Origin of the sequence: Mycolicibacterium xanthum, assembly GCF_019710635.1 — a bacterium.
GTDB classification, from domain to species: domain Bacteria; phylum Actinomycetota; class Actinomycetes; order Mycobacteriales; family Mycobacteriaceae; genus Mycobacterium; species Mycobacterium xanthum.
The window spans coordinates 1-20,550 of the sequence record NZ_JAIFZS010000058.1 but is presented as its reverse complement, the minus strand read 5'-3'; the positions used below and the strand labels follow the sequence as shown (position 1 = coordinate 20,550).

Annotated in this window: 20 protein-coding genes, 1 tRNA gene, 1 rRNA gene and 1 pseudogene; 1 reads left to right on the top strand and 22 read right to left on the bottom strand. The window is 70.9% G+C overall.

Going from position 1 to position 20,550, the window contains the following annotated elements:
- Positions 1-51: 51 nt before the first annotated feature.
- The 10 genes from JDV09_RS21050 to JDV09_RS21005 form a co-directional block, all read right to left on the bottom strand.
- Positions 52-399, bottom strand: a complete 348-nt coding sequence (locus tag JDV09_RS21050; protein WP_221371082.1) for a hypothetical protein — start codon at positions 397-399, stop codon at positions 52-54.
- An 82-nt stretch (positions 400-481) separates the two neighbouring features.
- Positions 482-555, bottom strand: a tRNA-Pro gene (locus JDV09_RS21045).
- 119 nt (positions 556-674) lie between these two features.
- Complete coding sequence (locus tag JDV09_RS21040; protein WP_221371081.1) at positions 675-1,601, bottom strand: sulfite exporter TauE/SafE family protein; 927 nt, start codon at positions 1,599-1,601, stop codon at positions 675-677.
- Positions 1,602-1,818: 217 nt separating this feature from the next.
- Positions 1,819-2,601 (bottom strand): sulfite exporter TauE/SafE family protein, encoded by a 783-nt coding sequence (locus JDV09_RS21035; RefSeq protein ID WP_308124192.1) that lies wholly within the window; start codon positions 2,599-2,601, stop codon positions 1,819-1,821.
- A gap of 67 nt (positions 2,602-2,668) precedes the next feature.
- The gene (der, locus tag JDV09_RS21030; RefSeq protein WP_221371080.1) at positions 2,669-4,078 is read right to left on the bottom strand and encodes a ribosome biogenesis GTPase Der; all 1,410 of its coding nucleotides are present in this window, start codon (positions 4,076-4,078) and stop codon (positions 2,669-2,671) included.
- Positions 4,075-4,761, bottom strand: coding sequence for a (d)CMP kinase (gene cmk, locus JDV09_RS21025; protein WP_221371079.1), 687 nt, complete (start codon positions 4,759-4,761; stop codon positions 4,075-4,077). Before cmk ends, der begins: the two co-directional genes overlap by 4 nt.
- Complete coding sequence (locus JDV09_RS21020; RefSeq protein WP_221371078.1) at positions 4,758-5,501, bottom strand: pseudouridine synthase; 744 nt, start codon at positions 5,499-5,501, stop codon at positions 4,758-4,760. The genes cmk and JDV09_RS21020 overlap by 4 nt, the downstream gene beginning before the upstream one ends.
- Before the next feature lie 2 nt (positions 5,502-5,503).
- Positions 5,504-6,205: an SMC-Scp complex subunit ScpB gene (gene scpB, locus JDV09_RS21015; protein WP_221371077.1), complete on the bottom strand. Its 702-nt coding sequence runs from the start codon at positions 6,203-6,205 to the stop codon at positions 5,504-5,506.
- A 17-nt stretch (positions 6,206-6,222) separates the two neighbouring features.
- Positions 6,223-7,038, bottom strand: a complete 816-nt coding sequence (locus tag JDV09_RS21010; protein ID WP_221371076.1) for a segregation/condensation protein A — start codon at positions 7,036-7,038, stop codon at positions 6,223-6,225.
- Positions 7,035-7,943 carry a ParA family protein gene (locus JDV09_RS21005; protein WP_221371075.1) on the bottom strand — a complete coding sequence of 303 codons (909 nt, stop codon included), beginning with the start codon at positions 7,941-7,943 and terminating at the stop codon, positions 7,035-7,037. Before JDV09_RS21005 ends, JDV09_RS21010 begins: the two co-directional genes overlap by 4 nt.
- Positions 7,944-8,164: 221 nt before the next feature.
- Here JDV09_RS21005 and JDV09_RS21000 point away from each other — a divergent pair.
- Positions 8,165-8,906: pseudogene (locus tag JDV09_RS21000) on the top strand (O-methyltransferase).
- A gap of 63 nt (positions 8,907-8,969) precedes the next feature.
- Here the strand turns inward: JDV09_RS21000 and xerD are convergent.
- The 12 genes from xerD to rrf all read right to left on the bottom strand — a co-directional run bounded on the left by xerD (position 8,970) and on the right by rrf (position 20,521).
- Positions 8,970-9,929: a site-specific tyrosine recombinase XerD gene (gene xerD / locus JDV09_RS20995; protein WP_308124191.1), complete on the bottom strand. Its 960-nt coding sequence runs from the start codon at positions 9,927-9,929 to the stop codon at positions 8,970-8,972.
- Positions 9,926-10,561, bottom strand: coding sequence for an NUDIX domain-containing protein (locus tag JDV09_RS20990; RefSeq protein ID WP_221371074.1), 636 nt, complete (start codon positions 10,559-10,561; stop codon positions 9,926-9,928). Before JDV09_RS20990 ends, xerD begins: the two co-directional genes overlap by 4 nt.
- Positions 10,554-12,335 (bottom strand): CTP synthase, encoded by a 1,782-nt coding sequence (gene pyrG / locus JDV09_RS20985; RefSeq protein ID WP_221371073.1) that lies wholly within the window; start codon positions 12,333-12,335, stop codon positions 10,554-10,556. The genes JDV09_RS20990 and pyrG overlap by 8 nt, the downstream gene beginning before the upstream one ends.
- Before the next feature lie 133 nt (positions 12,336-12,468).
- Positions 12,469-13,410 (bottom strand): copper transporter, encoded by a 942-nt coding sequence (locus JDV09_RS20980; protein ID WP_221371072.1) that lies wholly within the window; start codon positions 13,408-13,410, stop codon positions 12,469-12,471.
- A gap of 10 nt (positions 13,411-13,420) precedes the next feature.
- On the bottom strand, positions 13,421-14,605 hold the full coding sequence (gene steA / locus JDV09_RS20975; RefSeq protein WP_221371071.1) for a putative cytokinetic ring protein SteA: 1,185 nt from the start codon (positions 14,603-14,605) through the stop codon (positions 13,421-13,423).
- 93 nt (positions 14,606-14,698) lie between these two features.
- On the bottom strand, positions 14,699-16,474 hold the full coding sequence (gene recN, locus JDV09_RS20970; protein WP_221371070.1) for a DNA repair protein RecN: 1,776 nt from the start codon (positions 16,472-16,474) through the stop codon (positions 14,699-14,701).
- A complete protein-coding gene (locus tag JDV09_RS20965; RefSeq protein WP_221371069.1) occupies positions 16,474-17,400 on the bottom strand; it encodes an NAD kinase in 927 nt (308 codons plus the stop codon). The genes recN and JDV09_RS20965 overlap by 1 nt, the downstream gene beginning before the upstream one ends.
- Positions 17,397-18,206, bottom strand: coding sequence for a TlyA family RNA methyltransferase (locus JDV09_RS20960; protein ID WP_221371068.1), 810 nt, complete (start codon positions 18,204-18,206; stop codon positions 17,397-17,399). Before JDV09_RS20960 ends, JDV09_RS20965 begins: the two co-directional genes overlap by 4 nt.
- Before the next feature lie 5 nt (positions 18,207-18,211).
- Entirely contained in the window at positions 18,212-18,379 is a 168-nt protein-coding gene (locus tag JDV09_RS20955) for a hypothetical protein (protein WP_221371067.1), read from the bottom strand.
- A 13-nt stretch (positions 18,380-18,392) separates the two neighbouring features.
- Positions 18,393-19,409 carry an HAD-IIA family hydrolase gene (locus JDV09_RS20950; RefSeq protein WP_221371066.1) on the bottom strand — a complete coding sequence of 339 codons (1,017 nt, stop codon included), beginning with the start codon at positions 19,407-19,409 and terminating at the stop codon, positions 18,393-18,395.
- A gap of 1 nt (position 19,410) precedes the next feature.
- The gene (locus JDV09_RS20945) at positions 19,411-20,244 is read right to left on the bottom strand and encodes a tetratricopeptide repeat protein (RefSeq protein WP_221371065.1); all 834 of its coding nucleotides are present in this window, start codon (positions 20,242-20,244) and stop codon (positions 19,411-19,413) included.
- A gap of 164 nt (positions 20,245-20,408) precedes the next feature.
- Positions 20,409-20,521, bottom strand: a 5S ribosomal RNA gene (rrf, locus tag JDV09_RS20940).
- Positions 20,522-20,550: the final 29 nt, after the last annotated feature.

Below are 20,550 nucleotides of genomic sequence, written 5' to 3'. Positions count from 1 at the left end.
GCAGTCGGCCCGCCACCGTGTTGGTGACGGGCCGAACGTGGGGCTGTTGGGCTAGCTGATCGCGTCGAGCTTGTCGGCGGCCTCGATCAGTTTCGCGGCCAGGGCGCGGGCGTCGTCGGCGCCAAGGTCCTCGCCGCTTCGCAGGTAGAGGTTGATGCTGCGGCACACGGCGCCCGTGGAATCTTGAAAACCGTCGACGCCGACGCCGACCTTCGCGGTGTCGTGGCGTGACCACTCCAGCCCCCGCACCAGGACACCGTCGGCGCCGATACTGTTCCAGCCGTCCGCGGTGGCGCCGGCGGGGACCGGGATGTCAGGGCCGGGGCACTGCTCGGTGTGGGTGCCGATGGCGTTGCAGCAGTCGTAGTAGGCGCTGTCGACGGGGTACTTGGTGGTCATGGGCTGGTTCTCCTTGGGTTGGGAGACCACGCCGCATCTTGCACGCACCTTGCACGGACTTGCATTCGTGCTGGTTAAACGGTCGGGCTGACAGGATTTGAACCTGCGACCACTTGACCCCCAGTCAAGTGCGCTACCAAGCTGCGCCACAGCCCGTGGTGCCTCCGGGATCACCGGTAGGCGGTCGAAAGCCTACCTCAGGCCCCCGCCCAGACCGAAACCGCGTGGTCGGCGGGCGATGCCGCGCCGGACCGACGCCCTGCGACCACCCTGGATCACCGCGTGACCGATTCCGACTCCGACTCCCCCGCCGCCACCGAAGGCGTCTCCGGGGCGAACTTCGGGGCCCGCGACACCCGCCAGGCGTAGAGCACCAGCGACACCCACGCCACGATGATCAACCCGTAGATCACCGACGACCACGGCCAGTGGATCCCGAAGAAGTGCACCAGCTTCTGGCTGTTGGTCAGCACGATGACCCCGCCGACCGCGGTGCCCAGCAGGGCCGGGCTGACCCGGCTCACCAGCCACGCGGCGAACGGCGCGGCGATCACCCCGCCGGCCATCAGCCCGACCACCACCGGCCAGTTCGCCAGGAACTCCTCGCGCAGCCCGATCAGGAAGCCCAGCGACGCCGACACCGACACCAGGAACTCCGAGGCGCTGACCGAGCCGATGACCGTCCGCGGCGCGGTCTTGCCCTGCGACAGCAACGTGCTGGTGGTCACCGGGCCCCAGCCGCCGCCACCGGAGGCGTCGATGAAGCCGCCGAAAAGTCCCAGTGGTGCAAGGAATTTCGCGCTGTGGCTGGAGCCGTGGTGGCCGAACGTCAGCGGTGTGCGCAGCGAGAACCGCAGCAGCACGTAGGTGCCGATCGCGACCAGGATCCCGGCCATCAGCGGGGCCGCGTGCTCGGTGGCCAGCGACGACAGCACCGTCGCGCCGAGGAACGCCCCCACCGCCCCGGGGCCGCCCAGCTTGGCGACCAGCGACCAGTCGATGTTGCGGAACTTCCAGTGCGAGAGCCCGGAGGCGAACGTGGTGCCCACCTCGGCGAGGTGCACCGCAGCGCTGGCCTGGGCGGCGCCGACGCCGGAGAGCACCAGCAGCGTGGTGGCGGTGATGCCGAACGCCATGCCCAGGGCGCCGTCGACCAGCTGGGCTCCGACGCCGACGAGCGTGAAGATGAGAAGCGAACGCATGGCTGCTTTCGGGGACTGCGATCACCGACAAGGGACCGCGATGGACGGGTGGGCGTGCGTCAGGGACGCGGACAACACCACTCGTCGAACGCCATCAGCCGGCGCGACGGCCAGAAAGGCTCCAGCGCGGACGCGTCGGACGGCGCCGGTGCGACCAGCACGCATTCCGCCATCGACATCTCCATCACCACTGAACCCGGAAAAAGCTTCGGTCAGACTACACGGTCAACAGCCGGTAGAGCCCGATCAGTCCCACCACGACGATGACGGCCCGCAGCGCGTCGGGTGACAGGCGCCGCCCGTAGTGCGCCCCGAGGAAACCCCCGACCAGCGACCCCACCGCGATCAGGCCGGCCGCCGCCCAACTGATCCGGTCGAACGCCACCACGGTGTAGGCCGCCGCGGCCACGATGTTGACCAGCAGCGACAGCAGGTTCTTCGCCGCGTTCATCCGTTGCATGTCCTCGGGCAGCAGCGCGCCCATCGCGGCGATCAGCATGATGCCCTGTGCGGCGGTGAAGTAGCCGCCGTAGACACCGATCGCGAACGTCGCGACGACCAGCGCCGTCAGCCGTCGCGGCGACAGATGCTCCGCGGAGCGCCCGGTCAGCTCGGCACGCCGGCGCGCCCAGTCCTGGATGCGCGGGCCGACCACCACCAGCGCCAGCGCGATCACCAGCAGCACCGGCACCACCTGGGTGAACACCTTTTCCGGCAGATGCAGCAGCAGCCAGGCACCGCACCCGGCCCCGAGCAGCGACGCCGGGATCTGCCACTTCAGCCGGTTGCCCTGGCCGCGCAGTTCGCGGCGGTAGCCCCAGGTCCCCGATACCCCGCCGGCGACCAAGCCGACCGCATTGGACATCGTCGCCGTCACCGGCGGATAGCCCAGCGTCACCAGCGTCGGGAAGGTGATCAGCGTGCCCGAGCCGACGAGCGCGTTGATCGCACCGGCCCCGACGCCCGCCAGCGCGATGAGGACCATGTCGATGACGGGCACCAGAGAGACCCTAGCCGAGCGATTTCGGTGTGCTCATCGGCGCTCAGCGACGAGATTCACACCGAAATCACCGGGAGCGGGCTCCCCTCTTCTCGCGGACCCGCACGTTGATCCGGATCGGGCTGCCCTCGAAGCCGAACGTCTCGCGCAGCCGGCGCTCCAGGAACCGGCGGTAGCCGGCCTCCAGGAAGCCGGTGGTGAACAGCACGAACGTCGGCGGGCGAGCGGTGGCCTGGGTGGCGAACAGAATCCGGGGCTGCTTGCCGCCGCGCACCGGCGGCGGCGTGGCGGCCACCACCTCCTTGAAGAACGTGTTCAGCCGCCCGGTGGGCACGCGGGTGTCCCAGGACCGCAACGCGGTCTCCAGCGCCGGCACCAGCTTCGCCACGGCGCGGCCGGTCTTGGCCGAGATGTTGACCCGCGGCGCCCACTGCAGCTGTGCGAGGTCCAGGTCGATCTCACGGTCCAGCAGGTAGCGGCGGTCCTCGTCGACGAGGTCCCACTTGTTGAACGCCAGCACCAGCGCCCGGCCGGCCTCGATCACCATCGACAGCACGCGCTGGTCCTGCTCGGTCAGCGGCTGCGACGCGTCGATCAGCACGATGGTGACCTCGGCGGAGTCGATCGCCCCGTGGGTGCGCACCGAGGCGTAGAACTCGTGGCCGCTGGCCTGCCCGACCTTCCGGCGCAGCCCGGCGGTGTCGACGAAGCGCCACAGCTTGCCGTCCATCTCGATCAGCGAGTCGACCGGGTCGACGGTGGTGCCCGCGACGTCGTGCACCACCGAGCGCTCGTCGCCGGACAGCCGGTTGAGCAACGAGGACTTGCCCACGTTGGGCTTGCCTACCAGCGCCACCCGGCGCGGTCCACCACCGCCGGCGCCCGCGGCCTCGGAGATGGTCGGCAGCGCGTCGACGACGACGTCGAGCAGGTCGGCGACACCGCGCCCGTGCATGGCGCTGACCGGGTGCGGCTCCCCCAGCCCCAGCGACCACAGCTCGGCGGCGTCGGCCTCGCCGCGCTCGGTGTCGACCTTGTTGGCGGCCAGGAACACCGGCTTGCCGGAGCGCTGCAGGATCCTGGCGGCGGCCTCGTCGGCCGAGGTGGCGCCGACGGTGGCGTCGACGACGAGAATGATCGCGTCGGCGGTGCGCATCGCCACCGACGCCTGCTCGGCGACGAGCTGCTGCAGGCCCTTGGCGTCGGGCTCCCAGCCGCCGGTGTCCTGCACGACGAACCGCTGCCCGGACCACAACGCGTCATAGGACACCCGGTCGCGGGTCACCCCGGGGACGTCCTGCACGACGGCCTCGCGCCGGCCCAGGATCCGGTTCACCAGGGTGGACTTGCCGACGTTGGGCCGCCCGACGACGGCCACCACCGGCGGCGGCGCCGACGCCTCCTCGATCGCCTCCGCGACCTCTTCGGCTCCCAGCTCCCAGTCGCTCTCGTCGGCCCACGTTCCGTCGTCGGTCATCGGGTGGCCCCCGCCCTCTGCTCGACGAGCCCGGTCAGGAACGCGATGACCTCGGCCTGGCTCATGTCGCTGGTGTCCACCGCCTCGGCATCGTCGGCGGCACGCAGCGGGGACACCGCGCGGGTGGAGTCGAGGTGGTCGCGGCGCTTGACGTCGGCCAGCACCGCCTCGTAGTCGCCCGGCAGGCCGGCCGCGACGTTCTGGTCGTTGCGCCGCCGCGCACGTTCCTCGGCCGAGGCGGTCAGGAAGATCTTCACGTCGGCGTCGGGCAGCACCACGGTGCCGATGTCGCGGCCCTCCACCACCACATGGCCCGACCCGCCGGCCAGCGCCCGCTGCATGCCGACCAGCCGGGCGCGCACCTCGGGCACCGCCGAGACCGCCGACACGGCCTTGGTCACCGCATCCCCGCGGATCTCGGCCGACACGTCCTCGCCGGCCAGAAACGACCGGTCCTCCCCCGGGTCGTGACCGACGGCCAGGTCGATGTCGCCGACCGCCGCGGCGATCCCGGTCGCGTCGGTCAGGTCGATGCCGCGGCGCAGCACGTGCAGCGTGACGATCCGGTACATCGCGCCGGTGTCCAGGTAGCGGGCCCCCAGCGAGGTCGCCAAACCCCTTGCCACCGAGGACTTTCCCGTTCCCGCCGGGCCGTCGATGGCGATCACCAGTGCCCGGCTCACAACCCCACCGCCTTGTACAGTTCGCCGATCTCCTTCTGGGTCAGCACCCGGATGCTGCCCGGGCGCTGATCGCCCAGGGACACCGCACCGATGTCGGTGCGCACCAGGTCCTGCACCGGGAAGCCGACCTCGGCGAGCAGCCGGCGCACGATGTGCTTGCGGCCCTCGTGCAGCGTCACCCGCACCAGCGACTTGCCCGGCATCGCGTCGACGACGGCGAAGTCGTCCACCCGCACCGGCCCGTCGTCGAGCTCGATGCCGTCGCGCAGCTTGCGGCCCAGCCCGCGCGGCACCGAGCCCAGCACGGTGGCCAGATAGGTCTTGGGCACCTCGAACGACGGGTGCATCAGCCGGTGCGCGAGTTCGCCGTCGTTGGTCAGCAGCAACAGACCCTCGGTGTCGGCGTCCAGCCGTCCGACATGGAACAGCTTCTTGTTGCCGCGGACCCGGTGCTCGACGAGGTCGCCGACACAGGGCCGGCCCCGGTCGTCGGACATCGTGGAGTGCATCCCGCGCGGCTTGTTGATCGCCAGGTGCACCAGGGTGTCGTCGACGGTTATCCGCGCGCCGTCGACCCGGATCACCGACACCGCCGGATCCACCCGGGTGCCCAGCTCGGTGACGATGACGTCGTCGACCTCGACCCGGCCGTCGCGGATCATCTTCTCGGCGACGCGCCGCGACGCAATTCCGGCCTGGGACAACACCTTCTGCAGCCGCACACCGTTGTCTTCGGTCATCGTCAATCCCGGTCCACGTCGAAGGATGCGTCGGGTGCGGGCGCGGCCGCACCGTTGAGCTTCATGAAGCGGGGCTCTTCCCCGAGGGTTTCGGACAGGTCGTCGATCACGTCCACATCGGGCAGCAGCGGCGCGATGTCGGGCAGGTCGGTCAGCGAGGTCAGGCCCAGCCGCTCCAGGAACAACTCGGTGGTGGCGAAGGCCACCGCACCGGAGTCGGCGTCGGTGCCGGCCTCGGTGATCAGGCCGCGTGCCAGCAGTGTGCGAATCACGGCGTCGACGTTGACCCCGCGCACCGCGCTGACCCGTGCCCGGGTCACCGGCTGGCGGTAGGCGATCACCGCCAGCGTCTCCAGGGCCGCGCGGGTCAGCTTCGACCGGGCGCCGTCGAGCAGCAGCCGCTCCACATAGGGGGCGAACTTGGCCCGGGTGTACATCCGCCATCCGCCGCCGGCTTCCCGTAGGTCGATACCGCTGTCGCGGGCGGCCAGCCCGTCGGCCATCTGCCGCAGCCGGTCGGCCACCCGGGCGGGCTGCTGATCGGTGGTGGCGGCCAGCGCTTCGACGCTGACCGGGGTGTCGACGACCAGCAGCAGCGCCTCGAGCGCCGCGTCGAGCTCGGCATCCTCCAGATCCGAGTGGAGGCCGGGGGCGGGCTCGAGATCCAGCTCGGCCGTGCTCTCCGGCGCGAAGTCGTCAGTCATCGGTCTTTCTGTCCGTGCTATTCGGTGTCTGCGGTGGCCAGTTGATCGCTGGTCGGCCGCTCTCCGGTCCACGAAATCTGGAGCACACCAAGCGGTTCTGGCTGATCGAATGCTACCGCCCGGGCCCGGTACAGTTCGAGCAGCGCCAGGAACCGGCCGACGATCTCCATCGGCGCCTGGCAGTCGGCGACCAGCTCGGAGAACGATGCCCAGTGCCCGATCCCGCGCCCCTGCAGCAACGTCATCAGGTTGGCCGCCTGTTCGGGCACCGACACCTCGACCTGGTGCAGATGATCGATGCCCACGGTGGGGACGGGGCGCGGCGTGAACGCGGCGGCGGCGATCTGGGCGAACCGCTCGGCGTCCACCCCGAGCATCACCTCGGGCAGCAGGTCCTCGAAGCGCTGCTCCAGCGACACCGCGCGCGGGTAGCTGCGCATCGCCGCGGCCTCCAGCTCGGCGAACATCTCGGCGACGTGCTTGAACGCCCGGTACTGCAGCAGCCGGGCGAACAGCAGATCGCGGACCTCGAGCAGCGCCAGGTCCTCCTCGTCGTGCACCTCGCCGGCGGGCAGCAGCCGGGCCGCCTTGAGGTCCAGCAGCGTCGCGGCGACCACCAGGAACGACGTCGTCTCGTCGAGGCCCAGCTGGCTGCCGATCACCTTCGTGTAGGCGATGAACTCGTCGGTGACCCGGTGCAGCGCCACCTCGGTCACGTCGAGCCGGTGCGCGAAGATCAACTGCAGCAGCAGGTCGAACGGACCCTCGAAGTTGCTCAGCCGAACCTGGAAGCCGGTGGGGCCGGGTTCGTCCTGGGGCGCCGACCCGCTCACGCGCCGAACCGGTGGATGACCTCACGCGCCAGCGCCCGATACGCCTCGGCGCCAGCCGATTTCGGCGCCCAGGTGGTGATCGGCTCACCGGCGACGCTGGTCTCCGGGAAGCGTACCGTGCGGGTGATCACGGTATCGAACACCAGGTTGCCGAACCGCTCGACCACCCGGGCCATCACCTCACGGGAATTGATGGTGCGCGGGTCGTAGCGGGTGATCAGGATCCCGCTGATCGACAGCCTCGGGTTGAGCCGGTCGTGCACCTTGTCGACGGTGTCGGTGAGCAGCGCCAGCCCGCGCAGCGAGAAGAACTCGCACTCGGTCGGGATGATCACGCCGTCGGCGCACGCCAACCCGTTGACGGTGAGCAGGCCCAGCGACGGCTGACAGTCGATCAGCACGTAGTCGTAGCGGTCCAGCACCGGGTACAGCGCGCGGGCCAGCGACTGCTCCCGGCCGACCTCGTTGACGAGCTGGATCTCGGCCGCGGACAGGTCGATGTTGCTGGGCACCAGGTCCATGCCGGGCACCCGGGTGCTCAGCAGCACGTCGTCGATAGACACCCGAGGCTCGACCAGCAGGTTGTGCACGGTGTTCTCGAGCTCGTAGTGCGGTACCCCGAGCCCGGCCGACAGCGCGCCCTGCGGGTCGAGGTCGACCAGCAGCACCCGCCGGCCGTATTCGGCCAGGCTGGCGCCCAGGTTGATGGTGGAGGTGGTCTTGCCGACGCCGCCCTTCTGGTTGCACATCGCGATGACCTTGGCCGGCCCATGGCTGGTCCGCGGGGCCGGTTCGGGGATGTGCCGAGGGATCCGGCCGGTCAGGCCGGGCGTCGGCTCGGGCTCCACGGGCGGGCCGACGGTCCCGGCCGGATCGGCCGGCGCACCGCCGGTGGGGTCGCTCATACCGGACCGTCGCTGGTCGGGCAACCCACGGGCATGGCGGACATCGCGGCAAGTTTAACGGTGAGCGTCGCGCCGGTGAGGCAGACCCGCAGGCAAGATCCTCGCCGATTCCCCGGACGGCCGGCCGAGCGGCGCCGAACGTGAACCCACTGCGAAAAATCGGCGGCAGATTCGCACTGGGCGCACGGTCGCGGCCGGCGGGGGCTGCCTACCCTGGAGGCATGGCTGTGCTGAGCCGACTTGGCTACTGGGGGCGTTGGGCGCTGGGCATGCGGTCGTTCCTGAAAACCGGCCAGATCGGTGACGGGCGCGAGGCGGCGTGCGCGACCCACGTCGAGGAAACCACCGGGCCGGGCGACATCGACGCCGCGCTGGCGGCGATCGACACGTTCGCCCGGCAGCGGGCCGTGCTGGCCAACATCGGCGACGAGAAGGGCCTGCTGCTCGATGCGGCCGTTCGTCGGGCCGCACCGGACCTGGTACTCGAACTCGGCACCTACTGCGGCTACAGCGCGCTGCGCATCGCCCGCGCGGCGCCCGCGGCACGGGTCGTCTCCGTCGAGTTCTCGGCCGCCAACGCCGAAGTGGCGCAGCGTATCTGGACGCACGCCGGGGTGGCCGACCGGGTCCGCTGCGTGGTCGGCACCATCGGCGACGGCGGCCGTACCCTCGACACCCTGGAGCGTGAAACACGGCTTCGGCGCCGGTGCGGTGGACCTGGTGTTCATCGACCACGACAAGAACGCCTACCTGGCCGATCTGCGCAGCATCCTCGGCCGGGGCTGGCTGCACCCGGGGACGATCGTGGTCGCCGACAACGTCGGGATGCCCGGCGCACCCGGTTACCGCTCCTACCTGCGCGAGCACCAGGGCACGCTGTGGGACACCGTCGAGCACAAGACCCACCTCGAGTACCAGTCGCTGGTGCCCGATCTGGTGTTGGAGTCGGTGTACCGGGGCTGACCGCTGAGCCCGTCTGGTCGGACTTCTCAACGCGGCTCGTCCCTCGCCGCTTGATCGTCGTCCTCAGCGCGCCCGCGGATGGGCGCCCGCCCACACCTCGCGCAGCGCGTTGACGGTCACCATGGTGTAGATCTGCGTCGTGGTCACCGAGGCGTGCCCGAGCAGTTCCTGCACGACGCGCACGTCGGCGCCGCCGTCGAGCAGATGGGTGGCGAACGAGTGGCGCAGCACGTGCGGGGACACCGTGGCGGTGATCCCGGCCCGCTCGGCGGCGTCCTGCAGCACCTGCCAGGCGCTCTGCCGGGACAACCGGCCACCCCGGACGTTGAGGAAGATCGCCGGCGTGCCTCGGCCGCGGCGGGCCAGGTCGGGACGCCCGCGCACCAGGTAGGCGTCCAGCGCGGCGACCGCCGGCCGGCCGATCGGGATCAGCCGCTGCTTGCCGCCCTTGCCGCGCAGCAGCACCGAGCGGGCCGCGGTGTCGACGTCGTCGAGGTCCAGGCCGACGGCCTCGGAGATCCGGGCGCCGGTCGAGTACAGCAGTTCCAGCAGCGCCCGGTTGCGCAGCGTGAGCGGACCGTCGGCCTCGCTGTCCCCGCCCGCGGCCTCCAGCAGCGCGAGCACCTCGTCGACGGTCAGGCTCTTCGGCAGCCGGCGGCTCGGGGTCGGGGGCTTGACCTCGCGGGCGACGTCGATCGCGGCGATGCCCTCGGCGGCGGCGAACCGGTGCAGCCCACGCACCGCGATGACGGCCCGGGCGGCCGACACCGCCGACAGCGGCACCACACCGTTGTCGGGATCCCCGCGGCGCAGCGCCACCAGGAACTCGCTGACGTCGGCCTCGGCGACGGCGGCCAGATCGTCGATGCCCCTGGCTGCCAGGTGCTCGGTGTATCGCCGCAGGTCCCGGCGATAGGAGCTGAGCGTGTTGGCCGCCACCCCACGCTCGATCGCCAGGTGGTCGAGGTAGCCCTGCACCTGGTCACCCAGGGACACACCCAGCGACACCGGGGATTGCGTCACAGATGCCCCATCCGCCGCGCGAAGGCCGTCGGCCGGTCCGGCCACGGAGCGTCGACGGGACGCAGTGCCCCGGCATCGGTCATGGCATGCGCGGCCAGGACGCCGGCCACCGCGGTCGAGTTGACGATCTCGCCCGCGTAGACCATCGCGACCGCGTCCTCGAGCGTGAACCGCCGCAGGGTCAGGTCGGCCTCCTCGTCGTGCGCCTCGGGACGCTCGACGTCGGACAGGCCGGTCGCCAGGAACACCCGCACGCTCTCGTCGCAGAACCCCGGTGCGGAGTCCAGATCGATCAGCGTGCGCCAGTGCTCGGCGGCCAGGCCCGCCTCCTCGGCGAGTTCGCGCGCCGCGGTGACGTGCGGGGGTTCGCCGCCGAGGTCGAGCAGACCGGCGGGCAGCTCCCACAGCCGGCGGCCGAACGGATGCCGATACTGGTGGACCAGCACGATGCGGCCGTCCCCGTCCAGGGCGGCCACCGCCACCGCGCCGAAGTGCTCGACGACCTCGCGGCGCGCGGTTCGGCCGGCGGGCATCCGGACCTCGTCGGAGCGCAGCGCGAAGATCTTGCCGATGTGGAGCGTTTCCGATGCCGCCGTGGAGAACTGGTGCCTGCCGGGATCGTTCTCAGCCACGGGCCGGGGCGTCCTCGAGGGCGTGCTCGGCGCCGTTGGCCCGGTGTTCGGGCGGCTCGGGGATCTCCGGAATCTCCGGGATTTCTACGGGTAGCCGTTCCTCGTTCTTGTAGTCCAGCGCCGCACCGATGAACGCCACGAACAGCGGGTGCGGGCGGGTGGGGCGGCTCTTGAGCTCCGGGTGCGCCTGGGTGCCGACCAGGAAGGGATGCACCTCGGCCGGGTACTCGACGAACTCGACCAGGTGACCGTCGGGCGAAGTGCCCGAGAACCGCAGACCGCTCTCGCCGATCTTGTCGCGGTAGCTGTTGTTCACCTCGTAGCGGTGCCGGTGACGCTCGGACACCTCGGTCGCGTCATAGGCATGGGCCACAATCGAATCCGGCTCCAGCACCGCCGGGTAGGCGCCCAGTCGCATGGTGCCGCCGAGATCGGCCTCACCGGCCACCGCGTCGCGCTGGTCGGCCATCGTGGAGATCACCGGATCGGGGGTGGCCGGGTCGAACTCCGCGGAGTTGGCGCCCGACAGGCCCACCGAGCGGGCCGCCTCGATCACGATGCACTGCAGGCCCAGGCACAGCCCGAACACCGGCAGGCCGCGCTTGCGGGCGTAGCGGATCGCGCCGATCTTTCCCTCGATGCCGCGGATCCCGAAACCGCCGGGAATCAGCACGCCGTCGATGTCGGCCAGTGCCGCGGCGGCACCGGTGTCGGTTTCGCAGTCGTCGGAGGCCACCCAGCGCATCTCCACCTTGGCGTGGTGGGCGAACCCGCCCGCGCGCAACGCCTCGGCGACCGACAGGTAGGCGTCGGAGAGGTCGATGTACTTGCCCACCAGGGCGATTCGCACGGTCTCGCGGGGCTCGTGCACCCGGCGCAGCAGGTCGTTCCACTGGGTCCAGTCGACGTCGCGGAACGCCAGGTTCAGCCGCCGCACCACGTAGGCGTCGAGTTCCTCGCGGTGCAGCACCTTGGGGATGTCGTAGATGGACGGGGCGTCCGGGGTGGAGATGACCCCGTCGATGTCGACGTCGCACATCAGCGCGATCTTGTTCTTCAGCGGCTCGGGCACGTCGCGGTCGCAGCGCAGGATCAGCGCGTCCGGGGTGATGCCGATGCTGCGCAGCGCCGCCACCGAGTGCTGGGTCGGCTTGGTCTTCAGCTCGCCCGACGGGGCCATGTAGGGCACCAGCGAGCAGTGCAGGAAGAAACAGTTCTCCCGGCCCACCTCGTGGCGGACCTGGCGGGCGGCCTCCAGGAACGGCAACGACTCGATGTCACCGACGGTGCCGCCGATCTCGGTGATGACGACGTCCGGCCGGTTTCCCTTGCCGTCCGGGTCGGCCATCGCCAGGACGCGTTCCTTGATCGCGTCGGTGATGTGCGGGATCACCTGGACGGTGTCGCCGAGATACTCGCCGCGCCGCTCCTTGGCGATCACCGAGGAGTACACCTGGCCGGTCGTCACGTTGGCCGAGCCGGACAGGTTGCGGTCCAGGAAACGTTCGTAGTGGCCGACGTCGAGGTCGGTCTCGGCGCCGTCCTCGGTGACGAAGACCTCGCCGTGCTGGAACGGGTTCATGGTGCCGGGGTCGACGTTGAGGTAGGGGTCGAGCTTCTGCATGGTCACCTGCAGGCCCCGCGCGGTCAGCAACTGGCCGAGGCTGGACGCCGTGAGGCCCTTGCCGAGCGATGACACCACACCACCGGTGACAAAGATGTGCTTGGTGGCGGTCTGCGGGTGCTTGCGTAACGGCTTCGCATGACCAGGCAAGTGCTACCTCCGTGACGACGGGCAGGGCTTGTTGTGCTGGGCCGAAACCCGGTTTGGGGCCTGCCGACCCACGGAACCCCACCCTAACACCGACTCCGGCACGGCGTTGTTGACACGCGGGCGCCGTGCCCCGCTACTGCGGGACGGTGACGGCGGCGGCACCCTGACCGATGCCGAACTGGCCGGGCTTTCCGCCGGCGATCAGGTCGCCCAGCGCCAGCACCGCGGTGATCCGGCCGGACTCCACGCCGATGTCGTCGACCGTGCTGACCGCGGAGTTCAGCGAGGCGTCGGAACGTGCGACGGCCACCGCCGAGGTGCCCGTCGCCGAACCGTCCCGGCCCGCCAGCACCGTGCCGGAGCCGTGCGGGGCCAGCCCCGCCGCGAACCGGGCGACGGTGGCACCCTGGTTGCCCGCATCGTCACCGAGCGCACCGCCGGTCACCACCAGCGCGGTGTCGGCCGCGCCGATGTGTTCGGTGCCGTAGGTGATGAAACCGGTGTCGCGCAGCGCGGCCAGCACGGTGTCGCGCTGGGCGTCGTCGATCGGCGGCGCCGCCGGATCCCGGTTGACCAGCAGCGCGATGCCCAACAGGTCGCCGGCCTGCGAACCCTGGTCGACGGTCGCGGTGTTCAGCTGTGCGCCGGCGGGCACGATCGGCGAGTTGACCACCGAGAGCAGCTTCTCCGCCGAGTTGGCGTCGACGAACTCCTGGGTGAGCGCGACGGTGCCGGTGACCGTGCCACCGGCCTGCGTCACCAGCCGGCTCAGCCCGTCGACGTCGTCGTCGGCGGCGTCGGGCGTGCGAAAGACGACCACCGACTTGTCCGCCAGGCTGTCCCGTAGCATCCGCGGGGCCATCTGGGCATCGAAATCACTTGCCGCACTCAACTTCTCGTTGAGCGCATTGCGTTCGTCGGTGAGCGCGTCGATCTGGTCGCCCAGCTCGCTCTTGTCGGCGCGCAGCCCGGACAGCACGGTGTCCGACAGCAGTCCCGAGCCCAGGGCGATCCCGATGGCCAGCGCCAGGAACACCGCGGCCAGCGAGATGGCGTGCGTACGCAGCGAGATCACGGTCGGCCCCCTACGAGACGAGGTTCTGCACCCACAGGGTGAACCGGTTCCAGTAGTCGATCACCCAGTCCAGCACCGCGGCGTCGGCGCGACTCACCCACAGCGCGGCGATCACCGCGATCAGCATGGCGAGCACCAGCAGCGCGATCGCGCCACCGGAGACCCGGCTGCGGTACAGCGTCGCGACGGCCTTCGCGTCGACGAGTTTCTCGCCGACCTTGAGCCGGGTCAGGAACGTCGACGGGTTGCTCTGCTGGCGGGTGCGGTCGAAGAACTCCTCCATGGAGGCGGTGTGACCCACGGTCACGATCAGCGAGGCGCCGTGGTGGTCGCACAGCAGCAGGGCCAGGTCGGCGGCCGAGCCGGCGGCCGGGAACGTCATCGCGCCCACGCCGAGGTCCTGGATGCGCTCGAGGCCCGCGGCATGACCGTCGGCGTCGGCGGGCAGCACCACCTGCGCACCGCACCGCAGCACCTCGGTGCTGATGGTGTCCGGGTCGCCGACGATCAGCTGGGGACGGTAGCCCGCCTTGCGCAGCGTGTCGGCACCGGTGCCGACACCGACCAGCACCGGCTGGTACTCCTTGATGAACGGTTTGAGCGCCTTGAGATCGGCTGCCGCGCAGGGCTCCTCGGCGACGACCACGACGTGGCGGCGAATCATGTCGACGTCGATGTCGGGGATGCCGATGCCGTCGATCAGCAGCGGGCTCTCGCTGCGGATGAACTCGATGGTGTTGCCGGCGAACGCCTCGAGGTGCTCGACCAGGCCGCCCTTGGCTTCCTGCATCAACTCGTGGATGTCGGCGTCGGTGCGTTCGGTGCCCAGGATCAGCCGGCGGTCACCGGAGTAGACGCCGCCCTCGTTGATCCGGACCCGGGCGCCGTCCTTGACCTTCTTGAAGACCTCCGGGCCGGTTTCGTCGACCAGCGTGATGCCGTTGGCGACCAGCACCTCCGGCCCCAGGTTCGGGTAGCGCCCCGAGATCGACGGGGAGGCGTTGACCACGGCGGCCACCTCGGCCTCGACCAGTGCGTCGGCGGTGATGCGGTCGAGATCCTGGACGTCGATCACGACGATGTCGCCGGGGCTGACGCGCCGCAGCAGCCGGTCGATGTCGCGGTCCACCCGGGCGGTGCCGGTGATACCGGGGCGTGAGCTGGCATTACGGGACAGCAGCGCTGACATCTTCATGCGGCGATTCTGGCCAGGATCGACCGTTATCCGTCGGAGGCGCGCCGTAACACCAGCCTCATTAGTTAAGTCTTTTCACATCTGTCACACAAGTCACTCGGCCTGCTCACGGTCGCCGCGGGCGGCGTCGAGCAGCTCGCGGGCATGGGCGCGGCCGCTGTCGGACTCCCCCAGCCCGGCCAGCATCCGGGCCAGTTCGGCGACCCGGTCGTCCTCGTCGAGCCGGCGCACCCCGCTGGACTTGGCCCGTCCGCCACGGCCGTCGGCCGCGCTGTCGACGACGAGGTGGACGTCGGCATACGCGGCGACCTGGGGCAGGTGGGTGACGACGATGACCTGGTGGGTGCGGGCCAGCCGGGCCAGCCGGCGGCCGATCTGGACCGCCGCGCGTCCACCCACACCGGCATCGACCTCGTCGAACACCATCGTGGTGCCCTCGGTGGATGCGGCCAGCACCACCTCCAGCGCCAGCATCACCCGGGACAGCTCGCCGCCCGACGCGCTCTTGTTCAACGGCAGGATGTCGGAGCCCCGGTGCGGGGCGAAGCCGAACTCGACCGCGTCCACACCGTCGCGACCGGCGTGCACCGTGGTGCCGGTGGGCAGTTCCAGCGGCGCACTGTCGCCTTCGCGGGCCGGTAGCGGGGTCACCGCGATGGTGAACTCGGCACCGGCCATCGCCAGCCCGGCCAGCTCCTCGGTGACCGCCCTGGACAGGCCCTTGGCGGCCTTGGCCCGCACCTTGGTCAGCTCCTGCGCTGCCGCGGCGACCTTGGCCTGCAGCCCTTCCACGCGGCGGGCCAGGTCGGCCAGTGCCTCTTCGGAGACGTCGAGCTGGGCCAGCCGGTCCCGCGACTCGCGCGCCCACGACAACACCCCGTCGATGTCGGCGGCGTACTTGCGGGTCAGGGTCCGCAGCTCGGCCTGTCGGGCCAGCTTGGACTCCAGCGAGCTTGCGTCGCTGGGCAGCTCGGACAGATAGCGGCCGAGCTCACCGGATACGTCGACGAGCACCGTCAGCGCGCTCCCGAGCTGCTCGGCCAGGGCCTTCAGCTCTGCGTCGTGGGTGCCCCCGAGCGCCGCACGGGCCTGCCCGACAGCTCCGGTGGCGGAGAATCCGTCGACGACGTCCTCGCCGTCACCGGCCAGTCCGGCCCGGGCGGTCTGCACGGCCTCGCGCACCGCGTCGAGCTCGCTGAGCCGGCGGATGTCGGCGACCAGGTCCTCGTCCTCGCCGGGTTGCGGTGCCACCGCGTCGATCTCGTGCAGGGCGAACTGCAGCCGGTCGGCCTCCTGGGCCAGCTCCCTGGCCCGGCGCCTTCTGTCGGCCAGGTCACGCCGGGCCGCGAGCCATTCCTCACGGACGGTGCGGTAGTGCTCGAGCGGGCCGGTGACCTCGGCGTAGCGGTCCAGCGCCCCCCGCTGCTGGTCGGGGCGCATCAGCCGGAGCTGATCGTTCTGACCGTGCAGGGTCAGCAATTCGTTGGTGAATCCGCTCAGCGACTTCGCCGGCACACTGCGCCCGCCGAGGTAGGCCCGGGACGGACCGTCTCGGGTCACCGAGCGTGCGGCGATCACGCTGCCGTCGTCGTCGCGTTCGGCACCCGAGGAATCCAGGATCTCGTCCACCTGCGCGGCCACCGCCGCGCCGAGTTCGGTTGTGACGAAGCGGCCTTCGACGACCGCCCGGTCGGCGCCCGAGCGCACCTTGGTGACGTCGGCGCGGGACCCGCCGAGCAGGTGCAGGCCGGTGACGACCATGGTCTTACCTGCGCCGGTCTCGCCGGTGAGCACGGTCAGACCACCGTCGAATTCGGCGGTCGCGGCGCTGATCGCCCCCAGCGACTCGATGTGGATCTCGGAGAGCACTACTGTCCGCGCCAGCCCTTCACCGGCAAATGGAACTTGCGCACCAACCGGTCGGTGAAGGGTGCGCTGTCCAGGCGTACCCACTTCAGCGGGGTAGCGCACCGGGTCACCTCCAGCCGTCCGCCGGCCGGCACCAGCATCTCGCGCCTGCCGTCGCAGAACACCAGCGCGGGATGGCCGGTCGCCTCGATCTCGATCGCGATCGTCGCCGCCGGGCTGGTGACCATCGGCCGTGCGAAAAGGGCGTGGGCGTTGTTGGGCACCACGAGAATGGCCTCCAGATCGGGCCACAGCACCGGTCCGCCGGCCGAGAAGGCGTAGGCGGTGGACCCCGTCGGCGTGGACACCAGCACGCCGTCGCAGCCGAACGCCGACACCGGGCGCCCGTCCACCTCCACCACGACGCCGAGCACCCCCAGCCGGGGGCCCTTCTCCAGGCTGGCCTCGTTGAGCGCCCAGCCGCGGTCCAGCAGTTCCCCGCCGGCGCGAACCGCGACGTCGAGCGTCATCCGCTCCTCGATGCGGTAATCGCGGGTGATCACGCGGTCCAGCACCGCGTCGATCGAGTCGGCCTCGGCCTCGGCCAGGAAGCCGATCCGGCCGAGGTTGACGCCGAGCACCGGGATCTCGACGTTGCGGGCCAGTTCGGCGGCCCGCAGGAACGTGCCGTCGCCGCCCAGCACCAGCACCAGTTCACATCCCTCGGCGGCGCGTTCGTCGGCGTCGACGACCTCGATGTCGACGCCGAGCGCGCGCATGTCGTCGGGCGCCAGGTGCACCGGGCCCCGGTCGACGGCTTCGGCGGAGAGCACTCGCAGTGCAATTCCGTTGTCGCCCAGCACCTTCTCTACTCGGCGCGCCGTCTCGGTGGCCTCGTCGCGGCCGGTGTGCACAACGAGCAGGATGGAACGTTCCCGGTGGGTCATTGCGGCCCCTCGTCGACGGCGCGCCGAATCGCGGCGTCCAGCGCCGCTCCGGTCAGGGCCCCGGCGGTCTCGGCGCGCAACAGCAGGAAGTACTCGACGTTGCCGGCTGGGCCCGGCAACGGGCTGGCGCAGACCGCCACGGTGTGCCAGTTCAGTTCGGCGGCACGACGGGCCACCGAGGCCACGGCTTCGGCGCGCAGCATCGGATCCGTCACCACCCCGCCGGATCCGACACGATCCTTGCCGACCTCGAACTGCGGCTTCACCATGGGAACGATATCGGCGGACCGTGACGCGCACCCGACCAGCGTCGGCAGCACCATCGCCAGCGAGATGAACGACAGGTCGGCCACCACCAGGTCGACCGGGCCGCCGACGGCGTCGACGGTCAGCTCCCGCACGTTGGTGCGTTCCATGACCGTCACGCGCGGGTCGGTGCGCAGCGACCAGGCGATCTGGCCGTAGCCGACGTCCACGGCGATGACCTCCGCGGCGCCGCGGTCGAGCAGCACCTCGGTGAATCCGCCGGTCGAGGCGCCGGCATCCAGGCAGCGCCGGCCCGCGACGGGGACCCCGAACGCGTCGAGTGCGCCGATCAGCTTGTGCGCACCCCGTGACACCCAGGAGTGCTCGTCGGCCTCCTCGACGGTGAGATTGGCATTGAGCGGGATCGCCGTCGCAGGCTTGGCCGCGCGCATCCCGTCGATGCTCACCAGGCCCGCGCCGATCAGCTCGGCGGCCTGCTGGCGCGACCTGGCCAGGCCACGCCGCACCAGCTCGGCGTCCACACGAGCGCGCCGCGTCACGCGGATCAGCCCTTCTCGACCGATTCCAGCGCGCGCACCAGGAGTTCGTGCGCCTCCTCGAGGCGCGCCGCGACGGAATCCAGGTCAGCGGCCGGATCGGAGGCCGACGGTTCGGTCGGCTCGCCCAGAAGTTCGGCGACCTGGGCGCGAATCTGGTCGGGGTCGGTACTCATCTCGGTGTTCACGCTAGTCGATCGCCACCGCACCGAGCGACCACCGGTCGACGGCCTGTCGTGCCGCGTCGTCGGCGGCGGTGACCGCCGACGGGCGCCGGTCGCCGTCGAGCTCCCACACCGCGGCGGCCAGCGCACGCACCATCGAGAGATCGTCGCCCGGTTCGGCGCCGGTCGAGTGCACCGTCAGCGCCGACGGCCCGACCTCGATCCGCCAGGCCGGGTGCGGAGCGACGCGTAGCATCTCGGCGTCGGTGGTGATGGCCCGAAGATCCTCGGCGAGGTAGCCCGGACGTTCCCCGGGGATGGCCCAGACCGCGTCGGCGGCGGTGTTGACTCCGCACAACACCATCAGGCTGGGCAGTCGGGCGGCGTTGGCGCCCGCGATGTCGGTGTCGAGGCGGTCGCCGACCACCAGCGGGTTGCGGAAGTCGCCGCGGGCCAACGCATCTGCCATCAGCACCGGCGACGGCTTGCCGGCGACCTGCGGGTCCTGATCGGTGGCGGTGCGCAGCGCGGAAACCATCGAGCCGTTGCCGGGCAGCAGACCGCGCTCCGAGGGCAGCGTCTTGTCGACGTTGGCGGCGACCCACAGCGCACCGGACCTGATCGCCAGCGCCGCTTCGGCGAGGTTGGCCCAGCACGTCTCCGTTGAGTGACCCTGCACGACGGCGACCGGGGCGTCGGAGAACTCGCGCACCGGGGTCAACCCGACGGCGCCGATCTCGTTGGCCAGTGACTCGGTGCCGACGATGAGCACCTTGGCATTCGGCGCAAGTTGGCCGGCGAGCAGGCGGGCCGCACTCTGCGCACTGGTGACGACATCGCCCGGCTCGGCGGTGAAGCCCAGCTCCCGCAGGTGCCCGGCGACCTGGCCCGCGTCACGCGAAGCGTTGTTGGTGACGTAGAGGACGCGGGCATCGACGGTGGCCAGCGTCTCGACCGCCCCCGGGGTGGGCTCGTGTCCGCGGAACACCGTGCCGTCCAAGTCGAGCAGCAGGCAATCATGTTGTTCGGCAAGCGAGGTCACGTCAGGACAGCTCCGTGACCCGGTCTTCGGCGTCGGTGGCTCCTTCGAGGTCGGCGGCCGCCGCGTGCAGGAACCACTGCACCGCCTCGTCGGCGCGGTCGAGGGCCAGCAACGTCTCGGCGTAGGCGTAGAACAGCCGTGCAGCGGTCTGCCCGGTGCGCGACGGGTCGAGCTGCGGGGTCGACAGCACCGCCAGGGCCTGCTCGTGCTGGCCCAGATCGGAACGGGCGCCGGCCACCACGATGCGCAGTTCGTCTGCGTTGTCGCCGGTGAGCTCGGCCGCCTCGGGGCTGCGCGCGAGGTCGATGGCGCGTTCCGGGCGCCCCACGCCGCGTTCGCAGTCGGCGATCAGCGCGAGAAGCGGTGAGCGGCTGCCCATCCGGCGGGCGGCGCGCAGCTCCGCGAGCGCCTGCGCCCAGTCGCCGCACTGGTAGGCCGCGATCCCGACCGCTTCGCGGACCGCGGCGATGCGACCGGAACGGGCCCGCGCCGCGCGCGCGTGCGCCAGCGCGGCCTCCGGATCCTCGTCGAGAAGCTCGCCGGCGGCGACCAGATGGCGGGCCACGAAGTCGGCGGTGGTGCGGTCCAGGGTGGTCAGCTCGCCACGGACCTCCGGGGCGAGTTGCTTGGCCTCGATCTCGGGCGGAATCGGCGGACCGCTGGGACGCTGTTGATCGTCCTCGTTCCGCGGCTGGACCGGGCGGGCCCGCTGCGGCCCCGAGGTCCTCGGCGCCCCGAGATGGTCGCGCTGATCGCGGCGGGGCCGTCGGGCGGCCGATTGCGCCCCGCGCTGCGGGCGCCGTTCCGGCCTGCCGCCCTGATTGTCCTGGGGCACGTAGGCCCTTCCTTCACGTGTTCGTGTCAAGCGTCGTCCTGCAAAGGATACGGCCAAGTTCTATTGGCCCACAATTCGCCCGCAATTTGATGGAATTCGGCCGCGGGAATATGCGCAAAAGAGAATCGCCCCCCACGTGATCGTGGGGGGCGATTCCAATTTGTGTTCGGCGGTGTCCTACTTTTCCACCCGGGTGGGTAGTATCATCGGCGCTGGTAGGCTTAGCTTCCGGGTTCGGGATGGGTCCGGGCGTTTCCCTGCCGCTATTTCCGCCGTAACTTTATTCACTTGTTTCAGTGACAACTC